The organism is Pontibacter indicus (assembly GCF_900156345.1).
Classification (GTDB): Bacteria; Bacteroidota; Bacteroidia; order Cytophagales; family Hymenobacteraceae; genus Pontibacter; species Pontibacter indicus.
In genome coordinates this window covers 1,783,939-1,802,840 of record NZ_FTPP01000001.1, presented here as the reverse complement: position 1 = coordinate 1,802,840, position 18,902 = coordinate 1,783,939, and the positions used below count along the sequence as shown (strand labels likewise).

Annotated in this window: 20 protein-coding genes; 10 read left to right on the top strand and 10 right to left on the bottom strand. The window is 53.3% G+C overall.

Translation table 11 applies throughout. The features are described 5' to 3' along the window. The first annotated feature begins 336 nt into the window (after positions 1 to 336). Positions 337 to 738 carry an Ig-like domain-containing protein gene (locus B0B12_RS07705; RefSeq protein WP_076667151.1) on the top strand — a complete coding sequence of 134 codons (402 nt, stop codon included), beginning with the start codon at positions 337 to 339 and terminating at the stop codon, positions 736 to 738. A gap of 42 nt (positions 739 to 780) precedes the next feature. Here B0B12_RS07705 and B0B12_RS07700 read toward each other — a convergent pair whose 3' ends face one another. After that, on the bottom strand, positions 781 to 3,243 hold the full coding sequence (locus tag B0B12_RS07700; RefSeq protein ID WP_076667149.1) for a type IA DNA topoisomerase: 2,463 nt from the start codon (positions 3,241 to 3,243) through the stop codon (positions 781 to 783). Positions 3,244 to 3,357: 114 nt separating this feature from the next. Here B0B12_RS07700 and B0B12_RS07695 point away from each other — a divergent pair, with 114 nt between their 5' ends. Further along, positions 3,358 to 3,579 carry a DUF2905 domain-containing protein gene (locus tag B0B12_RS07695; protein WP_076667147.1) on the top strand — a complete coding sequence of 74 codons (222 nt, stop codon included), beginning with the start codon at positions 3,358 to 3,360 and terminating at the stop codon, positions 3,577 to 3,579. A 231-nt stretch (positions 3,580 to 3,810) separates the two neighbouring features. Then, positions 3,811 to 4,650: a YdcF family protein gene (locus B0B12_RS07690; RefSeq protein WP_244554629.1), complete on the top strand. Its 840-nt coding sequence runs from the start codon at positions 3,811 to 3,813 to the stop codon at positions 4,648 to 4,650. A 369-nt stretch (positions 4,651 to 5,019) separates the two neighbouring features. On the opposite strand, the gene B0B12_RS07685 is transcribed toward B0B12_RS07690, so the two are convergent. Then, entirely contained in the window at positions 5,020 to 6,384 is a 1,365-nt protein-coding gene (locus B0B12_RS07685) for an NAD-dependent succinate-semialdehyde dehydrogenase (protein ID WP_076667143.1), read from the bottom strand. A gap of 237 nt (positions 6,385 to 6,621) precedes the next feature. On the opposite strand from B0B12_RS07685, the gene B0B12_RS07680 reads away from it, so the two are divergent. Genes B0B12_RS07680 through B0B12_RS07660 form a run of 5 tightly spaced genes read left to right on the top strand, consistent with a single transcriptional unit; the run spans position 6,622 to position 9,823 of the window. Further along, positions 6,622 to 7,245 carry a DUF2064 domain-containing protein gene (locus B0B12_RS07680; RefSeq protein WP_076667141.1) on the top strand — a complete coding sequence of 208 codons (624 nt, stop codon included), beginning with the start codon at positions 6,622 to 6,624 and terminating at the stop codon, positions 7,243 to 7,245. A 59-nt stretch (positions 7,246 to 7,304) separates the two neighbouring features. Next, a complete protein-coding gene (locus tag B0B12_RS07675; RefSeq protein ID WP_076667139.1) occupies positions 7,305 to 7,640 on the top strand; it encodes an arsenosugar biosynthesis-associated peroxidase-like protein in 336 nt (111 codons plus the stop codon). Between the two features lie 3 nt (positions 7,641 to 7,643). Further along, positions 7,644 to 8,708: an arsenosugar biosynthesis radical SAM (seleno)protein ArsS gene (gene arsS / locus B0B12_RS07670; RefSeq protein ID WP_076667137.1), complete on the top strand. Its 1,065-nt coding sequence runs from the start codon at positions 7,644 to 7,646 to the stop codon at positions 8,706 to 8,708. Beyond that, positions 8,659 to 9,225, top strand: coding sequence for a rhodanese-like domain-containing protein (locus B0B12_RS07665; RefSeq protein WP_244554628.1), 567 nt, complete (start codon positions 8,659 to 8,661; stop codon positions 9,223 to 9,225). The genes arsS and B0B12_RS07665 overlap by 50 nt, the downstream gene beginning before the upstream one ends. Beyond that, positions 9,218 to 9,823 carry a TIGR04282 family arsenosugar biosynthesis glycosyltransferase gene (locus B0B12_RS07660; RefSeq protein WP_076667133.1) on the top strand — a complete coding sequence of 202 codons (606 nt, stop codon included), beginning with the start codon at positions 9,218 to 9,220 and terminating at the stop codon, positions 9,821 to 9,823. The genes B0B12_RS07665 and B0B12_RS07660 overlap by 8 nt, the downstream gene beginning before the upstream one ends. 2 nt (positions 9,824 to 9,825) lie before the next feature. Here the strand turns inward: B0B12_RS07660 and B0B12_RS07655 are convergent, their stop codons facing one another. Continuing rightward, positions 9,826 to 10,992: a L,D-transpeptidase family protein gene (locus B0B12_RS07655; protein ID WP_076667131.1), complete on the bottom strand. Its 1,167-nt coding sequence runs from the start codon at positions 10,990 to 10,992 to the stop codon at positions 9,826 to 9,828. A 204-nt stretch (positions 10,993 to 11,196) separates the two neighbouring features. Between B0B12_RS07655 and B0B12_RS07650 the strand changes: the two genes are divergently transcribed. Further along, positions 11,197 to 11,880 carry a DUF2461 domain-containing protein gene (locus B0B12_RS07650; RefSeq protein WP_076667129.1) on the top strand — a complete coding sequence of 228 codons (684 nt, stop codon included), beginning with the start codon at positions 11,197 to 11,199 and terminating at the stop codon, positions 11,878 to 11,880. 83 nt (positions 11,881 to 11,963) lie between these two features. On the opposite strand, the gene B0B12_RS07645 is transcribed toward B0B12_RS07650, so the two are convergent. From B0B12_RS07645 to B0B12_RS07625, 5 genes are all read right to left on the bottom strand, one after another. Continuing rightward, positions 11,964 to 12,377, bottom strand: a complete 414-nt coding sequence (locus B0B12_RS07645; RefSeq protein WP_076667128.1) for a hypothetical protein — start codon at positions 12,375 to 12,377, stop codon at positions 11,964 to 11,966. Between the two features lie 38 nt (positions 12,378 to 12,415). Beyond that, positions 12,416 to 13,192: a subclass B1 metallo-beta-lactamase gene (gene bla / locus B0B12_RS07640; protein ID WP_083704105.1), complete on the bottom strand. Its 777-nt coding sequence runs from the start codon at positions 13,190 to 13,192 to the stop codon at positions 12,416 to 12,418. 85 nt (positions 13,193 to 13,277) lie between these two features. Beyond that, the gene (locus B0B12_RS07635; protein ID WP_076667124.1) at positions 13,278 to 14,636 is read right to left on the bottom strand and encodes an MptA/MptB family glycosyltransferase; all 1,359 of its coding nucleotides are present in this window, start codon (positions 14,634 to 14,636) and stop codon (positions 13,278 to 13,280) included. Continuing rightward, positions 14,633 to 16,114: a cellulose synthase family protein gene (locus tag B0B12_RS07630; protein ID WP_076667122.1), complete on the bottom strand. Its 1,482-nt coding sequence runs from the start codon at positions 16,112 to 16,114 to the stop codon at positions 14,633 to 14,635. Before B0B12_RS07630 ends, B0B12_RS07635 begins: the two co-directional genes overlap by 4 nt. 19 nt (positions 16,115 to 16,133) lie before the next feature. Then, the gene (locus B0B12_RS07625; protein WP_076667119.1) at positions 16,134 to 16,826 is read right to left on the bottom strand and encodes a glycosyltransferase family 2 protein; all 693 of its coding nucleotides are present in this window, start codon (positions 16,824 to 16,826) and stop codon (positions 16,134 to 16,136) included. 135 nt (positions 16,827 to 16,961) lie between these two features. Between B0B12_RS07625 and B0B12_RS07620 the strand changes: the two genes are divergently transcribed. Further along, positions 16,962 to 17,450, top strand: coding sequence for a peroxiredoxin (locus tag B0B12_RS07620; RefSeq protein ID WP_076667117.1), 489 nt, complete (start codon positions 16,962 to 16,964; stop codon positions 17,448 to 17,450). Between the two features lie 63 nt (positions 17,451 to 17,513). On the opposite strand, the gene B0B12_RS07615 is transcribed toward B0B12_RS07620, so the two are convergent. Further along, positions 17,514 to 18,101 carry a hypothetical protein gene (locus tag B0B12_RS07615; protein WP_244554627.1) on the bottom strand — a complete coding sequence of 196 codons (588 nt, stop codon included), beginning with the start codon at positions 18,099 to 18,101 and terminating at the stop codon, positions 17,514 to 17,516. 143 nt (positions 18,102 to 18,244) lie between these two features. Continuing rightward, the gene (locus B0B12_RS07610) at positions 18,245 to 18,820 is read right to left on the bottom strand and encodes a hypothetical protein (RefSeq protein WP_244554626.1); all 576 of its coding nucleotides are present in this window, start codon (positions 18,818 to 18,820) and stop codon (positions 18,245 to 18,247) included. Positions 18,821 to 18,902: the final 82 nt, after the last annotated feature.

The window sequence follows — 18,902 nt, the reverse complement described above, 5'->3', positions numbered from 1 at the left end:
TATTTATGAAACAGTTAAGGGATATGACTTTCTAACCCACCTTATATAACACAGCATATGAACAAAAGGGATAAAATTATAAATTGTATTTAAATGTTAATAAACAAATCTAGTGTATATAGATAAAATTGAATTATATAAAGCGATGTGTTTTGGAGGCAAGCGAGCGATATGTTTTATGTGGCTGTAATTGAAGCGTGTAAGGCCGGTTTAAGCTTGGAGTGGGGAGATTTTCAAGCTGTATTGTTTTGTATATTTTGCATTTTTTTATTTTTGTAAATTACACTGATTTAGTAACTTGCGGGCCCTTAACTTTTTTTCTCTAGTTATTATCTTATGAAATTTACAAAATTGCTGGCCTCAGCGGTGATGGTTGTTTCTTTGACAGCCTGTGAAGATGTGTTTGAGGATGGGAGCCTGCAGCCAGATGGTTCAAAACCAGCCCTGACAATCCGTAACCCAACAAGTAATCAGAAGCTAACCAAGGCTTCAGGACTGCGTGTCAAGTTAACGGCTTCCGATAAAGACAAAGTGAAGGAGTTACAGGTACGCGTGCGCGCAGTAGGTGGTGACGCGGATCACATCAACTTCACCACGTTGCCCGATAAAAAAATACTCGAATTCGATACGCTGCTCACTGCATACGAACTGCCGCAGGGCGATTATACCTTAACGATCAACGCCACAGACTTCCGCACGAATGTGGCGACAGGCGAAGTAACTTTCTCTGTAAAGTAAGGCTTCTATACCTGCTGGCTATACCTGTAGTCGGCGTGCTGGCTAGTTCAGCAGGTATACGACCTGCCAGTTGTCGTTGATGGTAAGGGCTGCATCAAAGGTGTTGCCGGTTTTGGCCGAGGTAAAGCCTTTGATCTTGCCGGTCTTGCCTTTGGTGAGCAAAGTGCCGATCTGTTTTTCGCTGAGCTGCTTGCCGCCCATCTCGAAGGGTACCACAAACTGACAACCCTCCCGGAAGCGGCTGCAGCCATAGGCACTTTTGCCTTTGAGCATGCTGCCCTGCCGGCACTTGGGGCAGGTGGCGAAGGGATCAATTTCTGGTGTTTTCTCCGATCTCTCGAACACTACCTGTTTGTTGCCGTCGAGTTTCAGGCTGGCGTCAAAGCTATTGCCCTGCTCGTCTTTAAAACCTTTGATCACAGGCGTTTTTCCTTTGCTGAGCAGGGCCGTGATCTGCTTATCGGTCATGGTCTTGCCCTGTAGCTCGATCGGGACCAGGAAACGACAGCCCTCTTTGAAGCGAATGCAGCCGTAGGCTTTAGAGCCTTTCAAGATGTGCCCTTCACCGCACGCAGGGCAGGCGCCCAGGCCTTTGCCAGGTATAGCAGCCTCAGCAGCTGCTTTTGGTCTTTTAGTCGTAGTCTTTTCTTTTCCAGCTTTGGCAGCACTTGCTTTTGCAGGGGCAGGCTCGGGTTGGGCCTCCATGGTCACGGTGGCTTTGTCATACTTCACCTCCTGCACCAGGCTCACCACAAACTCCTGCAGTTCCTGCAGAAAAGCCTCTGCCTTAAAAGAACCACCCTCTATCTGACGCAATTTGCGTTCCCACTGCCCAGTCATCTCCGCCGACTTGAGTGTCTGGTTACGGATTACGCCGATCAGGTCGATGCCCATCTGGGTAGGCACAATCTTCTTTTTGTCCTTGCGAATGTACTGTCGCTTGAAGAGCGTTTCGATGATGGCGGCGCGGGTAGAAGGCCGGCCAATGCCGTTTTCCTTCAGCGCTTCTTTGAGCTCCTCATCATCGATCTGGCGTCCGGCGGTTTCCATGGCGCGCAGCAGGGTGGCCTCGGTATACTCCTTGGGCGGACTAGTCCACTTTTGATCGAGCAATGGCGCATGTGGGCCGTGCTCTCCCTTCACGAAGTTAGGTAGAATGCCGGCCGTTTCTTCCTCCTCTTTATTCCCGTCTTTGCCTGCGTTGCTATCTGACTTTACATCCTCAGCGCCGTAGAGCACGCGCCAGCCCGGCTCCAGGATCTGCTTGCCGCGCACCCGGAAGGTATAGCCGGCCGATTCGGCCATGACCGTGGTATTGCTCACGATACAATCCGGGTAGAAAGCGGCCAGGAAACGGCGCGTGATGATATCATATACCTCCGCCTCGCGTCCGTACAGGCTGGCCTGTGCGCCGGTCGGTATAATGGCGTGGTGATCGGTTACTTTGTTGTTGTTGAAGACCTTTTTGCTTTTCCGGATCTTGCTTTGCAGCAGCGGTGCCACTTCCTGCTGGTAGCCATTCAGACCCTGCAGAATGCCCGGTATTTTCGGATAGATGTCGTCCGGGAGGAACACAGTATCCACACGTGGATAAGACACCACCTTTTTCTCATAGAGGCTTTGGATGGTCTTGAGCGTTTCGTCGGCTGACATACTCAGTTTGTTGTTACACTCAATCTGCAGCGAGGTCAGGTCAAAGAGCTTCGGCGGACTCTCAGTGCCCTTTTTGGTCTCGATGTCGGTGATCGTGAGCTCGTCCTTTTGGATTGCCTCCAGTATCTGCTGGCCCTCTTCCTCTTTATGGAAGCGGCCGTTGGTGCTCGAAAATGTCGTGTCGCGGTATACCGTTTTGAGTTCCCAGTAAGCCTGCGGCACAAAGTTGGCGATCTCGTGGTGGCGGTTCACGATCATGGCGAGGGTAGGGGTTTGCACCCGCCCGATAGAGAGCGTCTGCCGTCCCTGGGCATACTTGAGCGTGAAAAGCCGGGTAGCGTTCAGGCCCAGCAGCCAGTCGCCGATGGCGCGGCTTTTACCGGCTTGGTAGAGCGAGTCGAACTCGGAGCCTTCGCGCAGCCGGGCAAAACCCTGCCGGATGGCATCTTCGGTGAGCGAAGAGATCCAGAGGCGTTTGAACGGCTTGCGGTAATTGGCCTCGGTGAGCACCCAGCGCTGAATCACTTCCCCTTCCTGTCCGGCGTCACCGCAGTTGATCACCTCCTCGGCATTGTCGAGTAGCTTTTTAATGATGTTGAACTGCTGCACCACGCCCTTGTCCTGCATCAGTTTGATGCCATACCTTTCGGGCAGCATGGGCAGGTCGTAGAGGCTCCAGCGCTTCCACTCGGGGCGGTAGTCGTCGGGCTCGCGCAGGGTGCAGAAGTGGCCGAAAGTCCAGGTGACCTGATAGCCGTTGCCTTCGTAATAGCCGTCTTTTCGGGTTTTGGCTCCAATCACTTGGGCAATCTCACGCGCAACACTCGGTTTCTCAGCAATGCAGACTTTCAAGGTATAGGGTAATGTTTAAGGTGACTCTAACATTCAAATTTACGCTTTTAGCCTATAAATCCCTAAACTTGCTTTGTCGTAAATACAGGCACTGGCCCCTAAAATTCAGAAACCATGCAGCCACTCGGGAAATACATTGTGATCATAGGCATAGCCGTTGTCGTCATCGGTCTGATCGTCTGGCTGGCGGGCGACAAGCTCGGCTGGTTCGGCAACCTGCCTGGCGACATCCGGGTAGAGCGCGAGAATTTCAAGTTCTTCATGCCCATCACCAGCATGATTCTGCTGAGCATTGTACTCTCGCTGCTGCTCTGGCTGTTCCGGCGGTTCTTTTGATTTTGGCAAAGGACTGCTTGACAAGAGACCACTTGACAAAGGACTTTTTGGCAATGAATTGCTCGGCAGCCCCCCCTTCAGGCAGCGTACTACCCGACTGGAATCATAGAGATTGCTCTACCTATATGGCCCTCTATACCTGATGTGATGCAGCAGGATGATGCTGCGCCGGTTTTGTTCAAGCGAGCGGCTCTTTGTGCAGAGTCTGGTTGACCTTTATCCAATAGTCTGTTGTCCTTTGCCAAAGAATTCCTTTGTCAAAATCCCTTTTATACCTTTGCGGCATCTGCTATACCTGAAACCGCTATGTTCTTCATCCTCTCCAAGCTGCTGCAGTATTTCCTGATGCCCATCATTTGGATTGCAGTACTGCTTCTGCTGGCCATATTCCTGCGATCTGTAAAATGGCGGCGCTATACCTTGATTTCAGCCACTGTGCTGCTGCTGGTGTTTTCGAATCCATTCCTGGCGAACGTGACCATGCGCGCCTGGGAACTGGAAGCCGTGCCGCTGGAGCAGGTGGAAAAATACGACGTCGCCATTATCTTGACAGGTGTGACTCAAGCTATCGGCTTTGCGGAAGACCGGGTGCATACGAACAAGGGGGCCGACCGCTTTCTGCATCCGCTCAAGCTTTACCGCAAGGGCAAAGTGGACAAATTTCTGATCACGGGAGGTATAGGCACCGTGGCCCTGGACCGCCGACCGGAGGCCGAGATGCTGCAGGAAATTTTGCTGCTGGCAGGCGTGCCGCAGGAAGACATCATCATCGAGACCCGCAGCGACAACACCTACCAAAACGCTATTTTTACAGGCGATGTACTGCAAAAGCATCCCGAATTGGAGCGTCGCCTGCTCGTGACCTCTGCCTTCCATATGCGCCGCGCCAAAGCCTGCTTCGACAAGGCAGGTATAGCCACCGATATTTTCCCGACCGATTTCTATAGCACCGAGCTGCGCTATACCCCCGACGAGCTGCTCATCTCTAACCCCGACGCTTTCCGCCTCTGGCACCGGTTGATCCATGAGGTGACCGGTTTTGTGATTTATAAGCTGGTGGGGTATGCTTGAGGGTTAATTGAGTGAATGAGTGATGGAGTGGATGAGCGAGTGTTAAATTGTTGATGGTTGAATTGTTTGGCGAGATAGGGTAGTTTGATTCTAGCGCTTTTAAGTCTTTTAAATGAGGTAGTAGTGAGTCCAAAATGTCATCACGACTATAGGAGAGATCTGGGTGATTAAAGAACTCCAGCACTATTTCAGATTTCTCACTGCGTTCGAAATGACAATAGAAGATTTAATTAGAGGGACTATTGTCGCGAACTGTCCCTACAAAAACGCCACTTTTTTTAATTATTCCCAATCGTGCACCCAACAATTCAACCATCAACAATTTAACCATTTTAAAATCACTCAATCACTCAATCACTCAATCAAACCTCACCCCACCCAGATACTCTTCTGATTCGTGAACTCCCGAATACCGATATAAGAAAGCTCGCGGCCGTAGCCTGATTTTTTGATGCCGCCGAAAGGCATTTCGGGACTGGAGGCGACCATGGCGTTCACGAACATAGCACCAGTTTCGACTTGTCGGGCGATGCGCAGGCCGCGTTCTTTGTCGCTGGTGAAAACCGTGCCTGCCAGGCCATACTTGTGATCGTTGGCTATCCGGATTGCTTCCGCTTCGTCTTTCACCACAAACACAATGGCCACGGGGCCAAACAGCTCGTCCTCGTAGGCAGGCGAGCCGGGTTTGGGGTCCCGGATGATCATCGGCTTGAAATAGGCGGAGTCCTTGCCCTCGCGTCCGCCTTCCAACACTAATTTGGCTCCTTTTTCGATGGATTCCTGTACCTGCTGCTCCAGTTCCTCAGCCAGGTCCTTGCGGGCCATCGGACCATAGTCGCAGTCTTCGGTGAGCGGGTCGCCGGTTTTCAAAGCCTGCATCTTTTCCTTCATCTTCTCCAGAAAGGCACCGGCTATACCTTCCAGCACCAGAAATCGTTTGGCAGCAATGCAACTCTGGCCAGTGTTCACCATGCGCGATTTTACTGCCACAGTAGAGGCTTGTTCCAGGTCTGCATCGTTCAGAATAATGAACGGATCACTGCCGCCCAGCTCAAGCACCGTCTTTTTGATCTCGCTGCCCGCTTTTTCGGCTACTTTGGAGCCGGCGCCTTCACTGCCAGTCAGGGTAACGGCTTTTACAAGCGGGTTTTCAATGATGGCATCCACGGCTTTCGACTCTACCAGCAAGGTATGGAACACAGCCTTCGGGAAGCCGGCTCTATGGATGATCTCCTCGATGGCAAGGGCGCATTGTGGCACGTTGGAGGCATGTTTGAGCACGCCCACGTTGCCCGCCATCAGAGCAGGGGCCAGAAAGCGGAAAACCTGCCAGAAGGGGAAGTTCCAGGGCATCACGGCCAGCACCACACCCAGCGGCTCATAGGCGATCAAGCTTCGGCTCGCTCCGGACTCGACTTCTTCATCTTTGAGAAAATCGGCAGCATTTTCGGCATAGTAGCGGCATACCTTGGCACACTTCTGCACCTCGGCAATGGAGTCCTTCACAGGCTTGCCCATTTCCAGGGTGATGGTACGGCCGTACTTTTCCGCGTCCTGCTCCAGTATTTCGGCGCAGCGGTTCATCAGGCGCGCTCTTTCCTCAAAGCTGGTGTTTTTCCATTGCTTAAAGGCTTTGTTGGCTGCCTTCAGTTTTTGCTCTACCTGTTCAGCTGTATGTGCCTCAAAGGTCTTGATAATTTCGTTGGTGGCGGGGTTTATTGTCTGTATAGCCATTTTTTCAAGTCTGCAGTGTGGTGTAAATATACGGAGACCGGGCTATTTGCGCTGCCTATGATGGAAACTCAGTCAAAACAAGGTTAAATAAAGTGTTGATAAACTTCTATTTGCGGGAATATGCGGATATTGTTACTTCTTTCGCAAATATTCCCTTTTATATAGGCGCTTTCTTACTAAATTGCCCCCTGTTAGAGAGAAAACCGATTGGACATGCTCTAACTTAAATCTAACTTCTTGGACACAACACCGCAACACGATACTGTCATTTTGCTGTTTGCCCAGACACCTGAGCAACAGGTTCGCTATAAAACGTTCACAGAGGAGCAGGGCCCCGAACTGAACGAGCAAGCGGCTGACCTGCTGTTGCAGCATACCTTGTTTGTGGCCAAAGGAACCGGCATTCCGCTGGTGGTCTTTTACCCGGAACGGCAGGAGGGAAGCAACTTCGGTGAGCGCCTGGCCAATGCCTTTCAGGAGGTGTATTCCATGGGCTATCAGCGCGTTATCTGTATCGGGGCCGATTGCGTAGACCTGAATTGTGCTGACCTTTTGCTGGCGCAGGCGGCCCTCAGCACCGGTCGTATGGTGGTGGGGCCGGGTACAAAAGGCGGCGCCTACCTGGTAGGCCTGCACATCGACAGCTTCGACCCCGAGGCGCTGGCCATGCTCAACTGGCAAACCGACGAACTGCTGAACGAACTGGTGCTCTACGGCTACCGTATGCGGGCCAGCATGGGCAGCCTGACGGTGCTCGACGAGAAGACTGAGGCGGGAAACGAAACCGACCTCTCCCATCAACTCAACATCCTACCTGTTTACCACCATCTGCACAGACAGCTGAGCGCTATTCTGAGCTAAGGCAACATGAGTCCATAGTTTCTTGTTACCTTTAAGGGTAAACAAGACTTTATAATTCTATGGAAAATACGTATTACAATCCAGCAGACCTGAAGAAATTCGGAAATATAACGGAGTTGCAGCCTGAGATGGGCCGCAAGTTTTTCGATTACTACGGCGAGGTGTTCAAAGAAGGCGCCCTGACCGAGCGCGAAAAAGCCCTGATCGCCCTGGCCGTGTCGCATGCCGTGCAGTGCCCTTACTGCATCGATGCCTATACCTCCGACTGCCTGGAGAAAGGTGCTGACGAGAACCAGATGATGGAAGCCGTGCACGTGGCCGCCGCCATTAAAGGAGGAGCTGCCCTGGTGCACGGTGTGCAGATGATGAACAAGATCAAAGACCTGACCATGTAGCCCATGTCTATACCTGTTAAATCCCTGAAGGCGCAGCACCACCAGTTTGCCAACCCGGCTTTTCAGCTGGAGGTGCTGCAGCATGCGGGAACAGAGGAAGGCGATTTTCCATTTTTCGGAGCCAAACTGCATGAGCACAAGCTATACCCATTGCGGCCCACCGGCACTACCATTTTGCAGGTGAACGTGGGCAAGATGTGCAACCAGACCTGCCGCCACTGCCACGTAGACGCCGGCCCCGACCGCAAGGAGATCATGACCCGCGACACGATGCAGCTTTGCCTCGATGCCCTGGCCAAATCCCCGCAACTCACGACAGTGGACATCACGGGAGGTGCGCCGGAGATGAACCCGGATTTCCGTTGGTTTGTGGAGCAGCTATCAGCAATGGGGCGACAGGTGATCGTGCGCTGCAACCTCACCATCATCCTGGCCAACCCAAAATACCACGACCTGCCGGAGTTTTTCAGGAAACACAGTGTGCAGGTGACGTCATCCTTGCCTTATTTCTCTGCATCCCGCACCGATGCCCAGCGCGGCGACGGCGTATTCGAGAAATCCATCAAGGCGTTGCAGCTGCTAAATGCAGTGGGGTACGGTCGGGAGGGGAGTGGGCTGGAGCTGAACCTTGTCTACAATCCGTCGGGTGCTTTTCTGCCTGTTGGTCAGAAATCGCTGGAGGGTGAGTTTAAGCGGCGTCTGCTGAGCGGGTATGGCATCGTGTTCAACAACCTGTTCTGCATCACCAACCTTCCCATCAGCCGCTACCTCGACTACCTGGTGGAAAGCGGCAACTACAGCAGCTACATGGAAAAGCTGGTAACGGCCTTCAACCCTGTGGCGGCCGCCAACGTGATGTGCCGCAACACCGTTTCGGTAGGCTGGGACGGCTACCTGTACGATTGTGACTTTAACCAGATGCTCGAGCTGAAGGTGCAGTTCGGTACCCCGCAGCACATCCGCGACTTCAACCTGGCGCAGTTAGACCAAAGAGCGATCGTGCTGAACCAGCATTGCTATGGCTGCACAGCCGGGGCCGGCTCCAGCTGCGGCGGCTCTACCACCTGATTTGCCCATGCGCTATACCTGGCTATACCTAGCGCTGTTGCTCAGCCTGCTGCTATTAGCTTGCAAGCAACCTTCGGATACGGCATACAACCTGATGCTCCGGCAGCTCTACAACCATCGCGTGGATACCATTTCGGCGGCGCAAGTGCAGCAGAAGCTTGAACTAGGTATAGCCCCGCTGCTCCTTGATACTCGCAGTAAAAGCGAGTACCAGGTAAGCCACCTGCCCGGCGCCAGGTATGTAGGCTATGCAGACTTTGACCTTTCTGACCTGAAAGACGTACCTTCGGATACAGCCCTGGTGGTGTACTGCGCTGTCGGCTACCGCAGCGAAAAGATAGGGGAGCAGCTGCAGGCAGCGGGGTATACCAACGTGCAAAACCTGCACGGCGGCTTGTTTGAATGGATGAACGAGGGGCTGCCTGTGTATGACTCGCTTGGCCAAACAGAAAAAGTGCACGCCTATACCCGCATCTGGGGCATTTGGCTTAGTAAAGGAGACAAAGTATATGACTGAGAAAAACCTCTTGATGCTCTTTGTCCGCAACCCGGAGTTGGGCAAGGTGAAAACCCGCCTGGCGGCCAGTGTGGGCCCTGAAACAGCGCTCGACATTTACCTGCACCTCCTGCGCCATACCCGCGACATCACCCAGCACCTGCCCCTGGACAAAGTGGTGTACTACTCTGAAAAGGTGGAAGAAGATGACATCTGGCCCGCGACGCTATACCTGAAAAAACTCCAGCACCCCGATGGCGACCTGGGCGAGAAAATGAAGGCGGCCTTTGAGGCGGCTTTTGCCGAGGGCTATACCTCAGTGGTCATCATCGGCAGCGACTGCCCGCAACTCACCCCCGACATCATCAACCAAGCCTTTGAGGCACTGAAAACGAACGAAGTCGTGATCGGGCCGGCATTGGACGGTGGTTACTATCTGCTCGGCATGAGGAAGCTTTACCACGATCTTTTCCAGAACAAGCGCTGGAGCACCGAGCACGTTTTTCCGGACACCATCGCCGACATCGAGCGCCTGCACCTGCGTCATACCTTATTGCCCTACCTTTCGGATGTGGACGAACTGGAGGACCTGCAGGCAAACTGGCCGGAGCTTAGCTAAACTTACTGCTCCAGCTGCACCACTTCCGATTTGTCATACCCATAAATATCCTCCCGAAACTGGATCACAGAGGATTCATCAGCCCAGGCCGTCAGGTATACGATGATGAGAGGGACGGGCTTTTTGAGCCGGATGTAATGTTCGTCTTTGTCAGATGCCAGCACTTTTTCGATGCGCTTGTCGGACAGGCCACTTCGCTCCTGCAGCAGGTATAGCGCCAGCTCTTCAGGGTTTTGCAAGCGGATGCAGCCGTGACTGAGTGCGCGCCGCTCCAGCGCAAACAACTGCCTGTCTTTGGTGTCGTGCAGGTACTGGCTCACGCGGGTGTCGAACAGGAATTTCATCAACCCCAGTTCGTTGTGCGGCCCTGTTACCTGCACGATCCGGTAGGTGAAATCAGCAGGCGCTACACTTTTCCAATCCACGCTCCAGGGACTTATCTTCTGCCACCCACCCAAGGCCGTGGGCTTGAACAGCTCCATGTCGCGCTTGGCCAGGTAGCCGGGGCTGCGCTTGAGGATGGGCAGGATTTCTTTGGAGGCAATGGAGTGGGGGATGTGCCAGTACGGGTTGAACACGATGGTATGCAACTTAGTGTGGTTGACATGGGTCGGCACGTTGGGTTTGCCCACAATAGTACGCAGGTATAGTCGCACGCTATTCTGATCAACCAGCCGCAAGGTATAGTCGGGAATGTTGACGATAAGGTAGGGCTGGGGCAGGTCGCGGCTGAAGGCTTCCCAGCGTTGCAGGCTATGCTTCAGTTGCCGCAGCCGCTGCTGAGGCGATACGTTGAGAGCGGCCACCGTGCGCGGACCCACGATGCTGTCTGCTTTGAGGGCGTGCCTCGCCTGGAAGCGCACCACGGCCGAAGCCAACTGGCTGGTATAATGTGCTGCGTTCTCCGTGGTGTCAGCGCTTGCCAGGTCGCCGGTCAGCAGCAGGTTGGCGCGCAGACGCGGGGTATAGCGGCTGGTGTCGCCGGGTCGGAGGAGCAGGTTGTTGGGGAAGGTGTGCCAGGCACTGTCCTGCAGCCCCTCGTACTGCGCAATGGCCAACCGGAGTTGCTGTTTCTGGTTCGGCACAAGCAGCCATACCTCTGTCGAGTCACGGGCTATACCTGGCAGTGCGTACAGAAACAGCAGGATCGGTAAAAGCAGGCGTGCCATGGGCGTCAGGAAAGCGGTGGTAGTTGAACGTGCGCAGTCAGTTTAAGGATAGCGCACTCGTCTCATTCAAAACATCTTAGCCTGACAATTGGTTTGCTCAGGGCAAAGGTATAAATTGGCTCCGCTGGCATGCATGCAAACAAAGCTTATCGCCTGACAGTATATTAGCCCATTGCACCGCTAAAAGCACGACAAAAGCAGCCCATGGCAACAACGATAGATAAAAGCACATTGGCCTTTCTGGCCGATCTGACACAGAACAACAACCGCGAGTGGTTCCAGGAGAACAAAAAGCGCTACGATGCCGCCCGCAAAAACTATCTGGATTTTCTGGATGAGATGCTCGAGGAAATGGCGCTTTTTGAGCCTGTTGCCATCGGGCAGAAAGGCAAGGACCTGGTGTTCCGCATTTACCGCGACGTGCGCTTCTCCAACGACAAACGGCCCTACAAAGACCACTTCGGAGCCTACGTGGCCGAAGGGGGGCGTAAGTCTATTTTGCCGGGCTACTACCTGCACCTGGCTGCCAACAATAACTCCTTCCTGGCCGGCGGCCTGTGGATGCCGCCTGCGGACTACCTCAAAGCTGTACGCCAAGAAATCGACTACAACCTCGACGGCTTGGAGCGCATCATTCAGGCGCCTGACTTCAAAAACCGTTTCGGCGGCATTCAGGGCGAGCAGCTCAAAACCACACCCAAAGGCTACGACAAAGACAATCCAGCCATCGAGTACCTCCGCTTCAAAAGCTGGAACGCCACCATGCCGCTCCCTGACAAAGTGGTGCTCAGCAAGGATTTTATGAATACCCTGCTGGATGGTTTCAGAGCGGTGAAGCCATTCAATGATTTTCTGACGGAGCCATTAAAGGATATCGGGGAGGAGTAAGGGTAAGATGTGGCTATAGCTAAGTCAGAATTGGGTCTACTGCTTATCTTTTGATCGGTCCCGTGTTTGCCATCCTTTGTACTTTACCTCTCAGTTTGGTCCAGGAGAAGGTGATAGAGCTTTTTCCTTCTGAGGATAATTGTTTTAAGCTTTTGGCTTGTGCCATCGTGAAGCTGCAGCACAATCCCGTTCGGCACGATACCGAAGGTATTGGCTCTTTTCACCGCGGCTATTTGATCAAGAGGAATCTCGGTGATGCTTACATGCTGGCGAAGGAATGTCTTGATAGGTGTAAAAATGAGTTTAGACTCAATCGCGGTGATAATTCCACCCGGTGCTAGAAACTCACTTTTCTCTATAAAGGCTCCGTACCTTGACAGCAGAATGCTTTCTGTCTGGCTTTCCTTCTTCACTACCATAGCTGTCGGCTGACAAATAGCGGTGTTTGTTAGGAGCAAGGCAGTAGCCGAGATCAAGCTTTTTGTTTTCGTATGCATTCTTAAAAAAGGTAGAGCTAAGAACAAATGTGTTTCTCTCAATCTATACCTTGTTTTTGCTCAAAGAGATGAATAGTATAATCAAGTAGTTCTGGGCCGCCCACTTTGCCGTGCCCCGGAATAATATGCTTTACGCGAGGATAGGCTGCCTTAAGATTTGCCACTGTCTGTGGCCAGGCAATCGTGTCAGCATCGGCCAGATTACCTTTGCCAGCGCCGAGCTCCTTGATTAAGCAGCCGCCAAACAGGGCCTCAGCCTTCGGGAAGTATCCGACCACATTATCATGCGTGTGTCCTTTGCCCGGATATAACACCAGCACTTTTTCGTTTCCGACTTCAAAAGTCAATTCTTTATCAAAGCCATTTTCCGGTACGGCAGTCTGATTGGCTTTGGCTAGGGCAATGGTCTTGTGACTGGCATAGGTCGGGATGCCGCGCTGCTGGAAGGCTTGCAGTCCACCGAGACAGTCCTCGTGAAAGTGCGTGGCGACTACCGCTTTTACTTTGCATCCCAGGTTTTGCTCTACCCAATTGATCAGTTCCCGGGAGGTTTGGTCTGTCGTCGGTGTATCGAAGATGATGGCTTCATCCCCATCAATAATTACCATCCCGTTACACGGCACCTTACCAAAGCTTCGGGTTTCCAAAAAGGAAAGGTGCTGGTATACCTGTTCGGCTACTTTATGTACCTCCAATGTATTGGAAGTATAGCTCAGGTGTGGTTGCTCATCTAGAGCGGTTTTTGTTTTTGCCTGCTGATGGCCGGGGGAAGATTGGCAGGAGAGAAAGCCAAACGTAAGCAGTAGACAGGGCATAAAAACTAGTTTAGGCATGAGAATAGAAAGGTTACTAAAATTTTGGCTTCGCGTTTTTATGGTATAATTATATTGACAAACAGCGTCACTGTGTTTGCACGAGGCTCTGCCGGGGCAGGTTGGCGTGCTTTTTCTGCTGGCGGTATAGGTATAGCTCGGCTACCAGCCAAATCCCCACCAAGGTATACTCCAGCGCGACCAGCCACAGATTTTCGGTGTAGGCGCTGGTGCGATAGGCGTAGTAGCTGAAAATAGCCAGGCAGCTCCAGACAATAGCATAGCGGAATTGGCTGAGGGTGGTAAGGGCTACCAGCGTGGTGATATACCAGGGATGCACTGTGGTAGCCAGCAGCAGGTATACGGTCAGGGCCGCCGCCATATAACCGGCCAGCCGGCGCACCGAGCCCAGCCTTTTCACCGCCGCCATTGACAGAATAACAAACAGTGTCGCCAGCGAGAGCAGCGGGCCGATCACCGCAATCTGGTTGTAGCCGGTCAGTTGGAAGCCCAGCCAGCGCAGCAGGTAGTAGACACTGGCATTGAACTCGAAACGCTGAAAATACAGGTCGAGGCTCTGCCAGATATTGCGCAGCACCTCCACAGAAAGCAGCGGCCAGAAGAGCAGCAATACAACAACGGCTACCACCGCCCCAAAGCCAAGAAAGCGCTTCAAGCCCAGCTTACGCCACACAAAAGGCAGAAACATGAGCGGCAGCAGCTTACTGGCGATGGCCAAGGCAAAGGGCACCGCCGCAACAAGGTAGCGCTGGTAGTGGAGCTGGTAGAGGAAAAGTAATAGAAAGAAGATCAGCAGCGCCTCCATGTGCAGGTTGCCCGTCAGCTCGAGGATCACCAGGGGGTTGAGCGCGTAAATGTGCACGTAGCGGTCAGGCAGGGCCATGCGGCGCAGAAGACGCAGCAAAAGCAGGATAGAGCCGGTCTCGGCCGCCAGTATGATCACCCGCATTACCAGGATACTGCCGGTCAGACTTTCCGGGGAAAGCACGGCTGCCAGCCAGAACACGCCCTGCAGTACCGGCGGGTAAAGCGAGTAGTAATGCGGCGAATTGAGCTGTACAAACAGTTCGGCCGTGAGGCCAGGTATAGCCATCGCCTTTTCGCCCACAAACTGCGACGGTAGGTATAGGAAGGGGTTCTCGCCGACCAGTAGCAGACGCCCGTCCCACACAAACCGGAAATAATCGTCGGACAGCGCAGGTATAGCCAGCAGGAAAAGCAGCCTGAAAAACAGCCCGGCCCCGATGCCCAGCCACACATTCATCTTCAGATTCGTGACATAGGCGTAAATGCCGAAAGCCAGCATGGTGAGCAGGAGCAGCTGCGTGAAGTTCTCGCGGGGTGTGGCATAACCCAGCGCCAAGTATACGAGGGCCGAGATACCCAGCAAGGTATAGGTCGCTATGTGCTTTTGGGCAGGGATCATGCGCGGCGGCTATGGTTGAGCGAGTATACGAAAACGGCGCCAAAACCGAGCGTCAGCATCACATGAAATGGCAACAGACCGTAGTCCTCCAGCCGGATTCCCAGCAGGATGCCATACCCGAAATAGATGGTGAGCAGCCCCTCCAGCAGCGTGACCGGATGAAGACGCGTGATGGCGTAGGTGTGATCGCGCCAGGCGTCGCCCCGGTTTCTCAAATTGTGTTTGGGTGTCCGGATGAAGGGGGTCTTTCGGCCCAGATAGCCCTCCAGCACCGCCACTGTGTTGTGCAGCGACATCCCCATCGATAGCGACAGAAAAAGGAAAAACTCAGGTATAAAGCGCCTAGCGGTTTGTTTGACGGAGCCTGTTTGCTGGTATAGAGAGGTCCAGTAAAAACCTATCAAAGCCAGCAGACTGATGATGAGCAGCGAGCCCGCCGCAAAAAGCAGTTCCAGCCCCGGTACGCTGTGTTTCAGGTATAGCATGGGCAAGCTGAGCAGCGACGTGAGCATCACACAGACAAAAATGCCACTGTTGAGCAAGTGAAACACTGCGTGCAGCCGGGTAGAAAAGGGCATGTTTGCATGCAGCACCTTACCCAGATGCTTGCGGGCGGTCTCGGCGGCGCCTTTGGTCCAGCGGTACTGCTGCGACTTTAGCGCCCCCATGGCGGCGGGCAGCTCGGCGGGCGCCTCAACGGCCTGCAGGTACCGGAATTGCCAGCCTCGAAGCTGGGCGCGGTAGCTCAGGTCCAGGTCTTCAGTCAGCGTGTCAGACTGCCAGCCGCCGGCATCCTCGATGCAGCTTTTGCGCCATACCCCGGCCGTGCCGTTAAAATTGATAAAGTGCCCGCCCTTGTTGCGACCCGTTTGCTCCACCGTAAAGTGGGCATCGAGGCCGAAGGCCTGCAGACGGGTAAGGAGCGAATAACTCCGGTTCAGGTGGCCCCATCGGGTCTGCACCACGCCAATGCGTTCGTTTGTAAAAGCAGGAATCGTGCGTTTCAGAAAATCAGGCTGCGGCACGAAATCGGCATCGAATATGGCAATGAACGCGCCCGTGGCCTGCTGCAAACCGTACTGCAGGGCACCCGCTTTATAGCCGCTGCGGTCCGGGCGCCGCACATGCTCCAGTTGCAGACCGCTTCCAGTATAGCGTGCGATCTTCTGTTGAATCAATTCACTCGTATCGTCTGTCGAGTCGTCGAGTAGCTGGATCTGGAGCAGGTGGCGGGGGTAATCGAGGGAGGCCACGGCGTCGATGAGGCGCTCCACTACGTAGCGTTCGTTGTAGAGGGGGAGCTGCACGGTCACGGCTGGCCAGGTATAGCCTGGGTCAGGTATAGCCTCCGGTGCAGATATAGCTCTGCGGCGGGTCCAGTAGAGGTAGGTGAGGTGTAGTTGCACCAAACTGTAGCAACAGATAAAAGCCAGGCAGAAACCATACACGGCAACAAGAAGAAGCTGGAGAATCGTCATGCAGCGGCTCTGGTTAAAGCTAGAGGAGCTTAAATATAGTCAATATAATCTTATAGCCTGCCAGCACCGAGCCCTTTACCGTACCCGACACTTTCGACACGCCGATGCGCTTACGGTAGTTTACGGGCACTTCCGCATAGCGGATCTTTTGTTTCGCCGCCCGCGCCTGCATTTCCACCGTCCAACCGTAGTTGCGGTCGCGCATGCCCAGTTGCTGCAGCGTGCTGAGCCGGATGGCCCGGAATGGTCCGAGGTCTGTATACCGCACGTCGTAGAGCCATCGCAGCAGGGTGGTGGCCAGCCAGTTGCCAAAGATCTGCTGGGGCATCAGGGCGCCTGCCTCCCGCTGCCCCAGCACCCGCGACCCGATCACCAGATCCGCTTTTCCCTCCAGAATGGGCTGTACCACCTGCGGCAGCTCGCCGGGGTAGTCGGAGTAGTCGCCGTCCAGAAACACGATGATATCGGGCTGCTCCGCTGCGGGCTTGCCAGCGACATAGGCTATACCTTTCAGGCAGGCATTTCCGTAACCGGGTCGGGGTTCGTCGAGCACGGTGGCGCCAGCTGCATGGGCCACGGCAGGGGTGTTGTCCGATGAGTTGTTGTTCACCACAATCACTTCCTGTACCAAATAGGCTGGTATGTCGCTGATAACGTGAGCGATAGATTTTTCTTCGTTGTAGGCAGGTATAATAACGCTGATTCGGGGCATGCTGCAATTTGGGCAAAAATATTTTGCTAAGCTATTGAGCTTCAGGTATAGCTTTTGTGGTTATTCGTGTATTAACTTTGCAGATTGAACCTTTCATCAGACGAAAGACTTTAGAAGGTTAGCACTTTTTATATTATGAGCAGAGATGTAGTTAAGATTGGAGACAAGGCCCCTGATTTTGAATTGCAGCGATTGGATGGAGGCTTTTTCCGACTTTACGAGTTGTTGAAGAAGAAAAATGTGGTGTTGTACTTCTATCCGAAGGACAGTTCATCCGATTGTACCAAACAAGCCTGCGAGTTCAGGGATCACTACGATACGTTTCAGGACCTGGAAACTGAAATCGTGTGCATCAGCTACGACAAGGCCGACGCCCACAAGCGCTTCGAGCGGATGTACCGCCTGCCTTTTACGCTGCTGAGCGACTGCGATGCCCAGATCCGGAACCTGTACGGGGTGCCGCGCAAGTTCGGTATCATGCCGGGCCGCTCCATTTATGTGATCGACAAGAAAGGCGAAGTGCAGTATGTGTTCAACTCGCTCTCCAAGCCGGCTGAGCACGTGCAGCAGGTACTCGATGTGTTGTATGACCTCAACCACGACAGTGTAGCCGAGTACGCCTAAGATTTGTAAAAGCCCTATAAAATGAAAAGGCCCGGTGCGAACAACACCGGGCCTTTGCTATGCCTACTGTTTAGGAATCAGTTCCAGTTTCTTGTCGTTGTGAAACTCCAGACTCAGGAAACCATGCTGTTTGTTAAATAGGATGCGCTTCACGTTAGTCACCTTGCTGGCGTCGCTGCGCGACACTTCATACACATCGTTATAAAGCACGCCGTTTACCTCAACCGAGGGGTAAGCTGGCTGGGCAAGGTTCAATTTGTACTCCCCCCGCTGATCCACGGCCAGCGATACTTCCAAACTGTTTTCTCGCTTCAGGAAAAAGGTCATGATGCCTGGATTGCTGTTAGTGCCTGAGCTATTTCTGGCTACATCCTGCATCACACTGTAAGCCTGTACATCAAAATGGCCGATGCAGTTATCAGACACGTTGTAGCCCTCGCCCGGAACTTGCTCGGCTATCAGCGCTGTGTTGGTATACGCGACGGTGTCACCTGCCTCGTTCAAAAAGCGAACGGTGTCTCCCCGGTCGTAAACGAGCCATTCCACATCCTTTTCGTCGAACTGGGTGGTGGTCGTGTCGCAATCTTTGCAAGAGGTAAAGAGCAGGGTGGCCAGCATCACTACACCTGCCAGCTTCATACTGTGTTTCATTGGGTGAAATTTGATTGTAATGGTAAATTGTTCCTTTGACTTAGGTATAACCATACCTAATGGTAAGAGCCGTTTTGGGGGCAAAGCGTTGCAAGGGGTAATAAAAATTATTGTCGCAACTTAAATTTTCGTGCGATTTGAGATCAGAGATCGGTTCGTGTCAGGGTACGGCCATTGGCATAGGCCACCTGCAGAAAACCAAACTCGCGATTGAACAGGATGCGGCTCACGCCAGTCGCGCCGCTGTCTGGGTTCACGACTTTGTACACATCCTGGTAGGTTATTTCTCCTACAGGCAGCGAGGCATAGTCAGGCTTGTTGATGTCAGGTATAGGAAGATCGGCTTGACCGGCTACCACCAGGTTTACGCGGATGGAGTCGGGTGTGCGCACAGCCACTACCGTCAGGGCCGGATAACGTCTCTGAGGGTGCTGCATCACGCTGGTGCGGCGGGTATAGTATTGCTCAATGCAGACGTCGGCCGGGCCAAAGCCATCGCCAGGTATAGGATCGGAATTAATTCGGGTATTCCGAAACACGCGAGTGGTGTCTGTTGTTCTGCTGTCCACCATCAGGAGGGAGTCGCCGGAGTTGTACACGGTCCAGCTGCTGTCGTCGTTTTCAAACTGGGCTACCGTGGTTTCGCAGTCGTTGCAGGAACTCAGTAAAAGCGAGGCTCCGAACAGCGACAGGTATAGGAATAGGCGAATTGACTTCATGCGTTCATCAGGCTATACTGCAAATTAACGAACTTAATTTGGTTGCTAGTCTAAAAAACGCAGATTAGTGCCCGGAGGTATA

Excerpts from the sequence above, each read along its gene's own strand:
- B0B12_RS07705 (WP_076667151.1), top strand. The coding sequence starts at position 337 with ATGAAATTTACAAAATTGCTGGCCTCAGCGGTGATGGTTGTTTCTTTG.
- B0B12_RS07695 (WP_076667147.1), top strand. The coding sequence starts at position 3,358 with ATGCAGCCACTCGGGAAATACATTGTGATCATAGGCATAGCCGTTGTC.
- B0B12_RS07685 (WP_076667143.1), bottom strand. The coding sequence starts at position 6,384 with ATGGCTATACAGACAATAAACCCCGCCACCAACGAAATTATCAAGACC.
- B0B12_RS07675 (WP_076667139.1), top strand. The coding sequence starts at position 7,305 with ATGGAAAATACGTATTACAATCCAGCAGACCTGAAGAAATTCGGAAAT.
- arsS (WP_076667137.1), top strand. The coding sequence starts at position 7,644 with ATGTCTATACCTGTTAAATCCCTGAAGGCGCAGCACCACCAGTTTGCC.
- B0B12_RS07665 (WP_244554628.1), top strand. The coding sequence starts at position 8,659 with ATGGCTGCACAGCCGGGGCCGGCTCCAGCTGCGGCGGCTCTACCACCT.
- B0B12_RS07660 (WP_076667133.1), top strand. The coding sequence starts at position 9,218 with ATGACTGAGAAAAACCTCTTGATGCTCTTTGTCCGCAACCCGGAGTTG.
- B0B12_RS07655 (WP_076667131.1), bottom strand. The coding sequence starts at position 10,992 with ATGGCACGCCTGCTTTTACCGATCCTGCTGTTTCTGTACGCACTGCCA.
- B0B12_RS07650 (WP_076667129.1), top strand. The coding sequence starts at position 11,197 with ATGGCAACAACGATAGATAAAAGCACATTGGCCTTTCTGGCCGATCTG.
- B0B12_RS07645 (WP_076667128.1), bottom strand. The coding sequence starts at position 12,377 with ATGCATACGAAAACAAAAAGCTTGATCTCGGCTACTGCCTTGCTCCTA.
- bla (WP_083704105.1), bottom strand. The coding sequence starts at position 13,192 with ATGCCCTGTCTACTGCTTACGTTTGGCTTTCTCTCCTGCCAATCTTCC.
- B0B12_RS07635 (WP_076667124.1), bottom strand. The coding sequence starts at position 14,636 with ATGATCCCTGCCCAAAAGCACATAGCGACCTATACCTTGCTGGGTATC.
- B0B12_RS07630 (WP_076667122.1), bottom strand. The coding sequence starts at position 16,114 with ATGACGATTCTCCAGCTTCTTCTTGTTGCCGTGTATGGTTTCTGCCTG.
- B0B12_RS07625 (WP_076667119.1), bottom strand. The coding sequence starts at position 16,826 with ATGCCCCGAATCAGCGTTATTATACCTGCCTACAACGAAGAAAAATCT.
- B0B12_RS07620 (WP_076667117.1), top strand. The coding sequence starts at position 16,962 with ATGAGCAGAGATGTAGTTAAGATTGGAGACAAGGCCCCTGATTTTGAA.
- B0B12_RS07615 (WP_244554627.1), bottom strand. The coding sequence starts at position 18,101 with ATGAAACACAGTATGAAGCTGGCAGGTGTAGTGATGCTGGCCACCCTG.
- B0B12_RS07610 (WP_244554626.1), bottom strand. The coding sequence starts at position 18,820 with ATGAAGTCAATTCGCCTATTCCTATACCTGTCGCTGTTCGGAGCCTCG.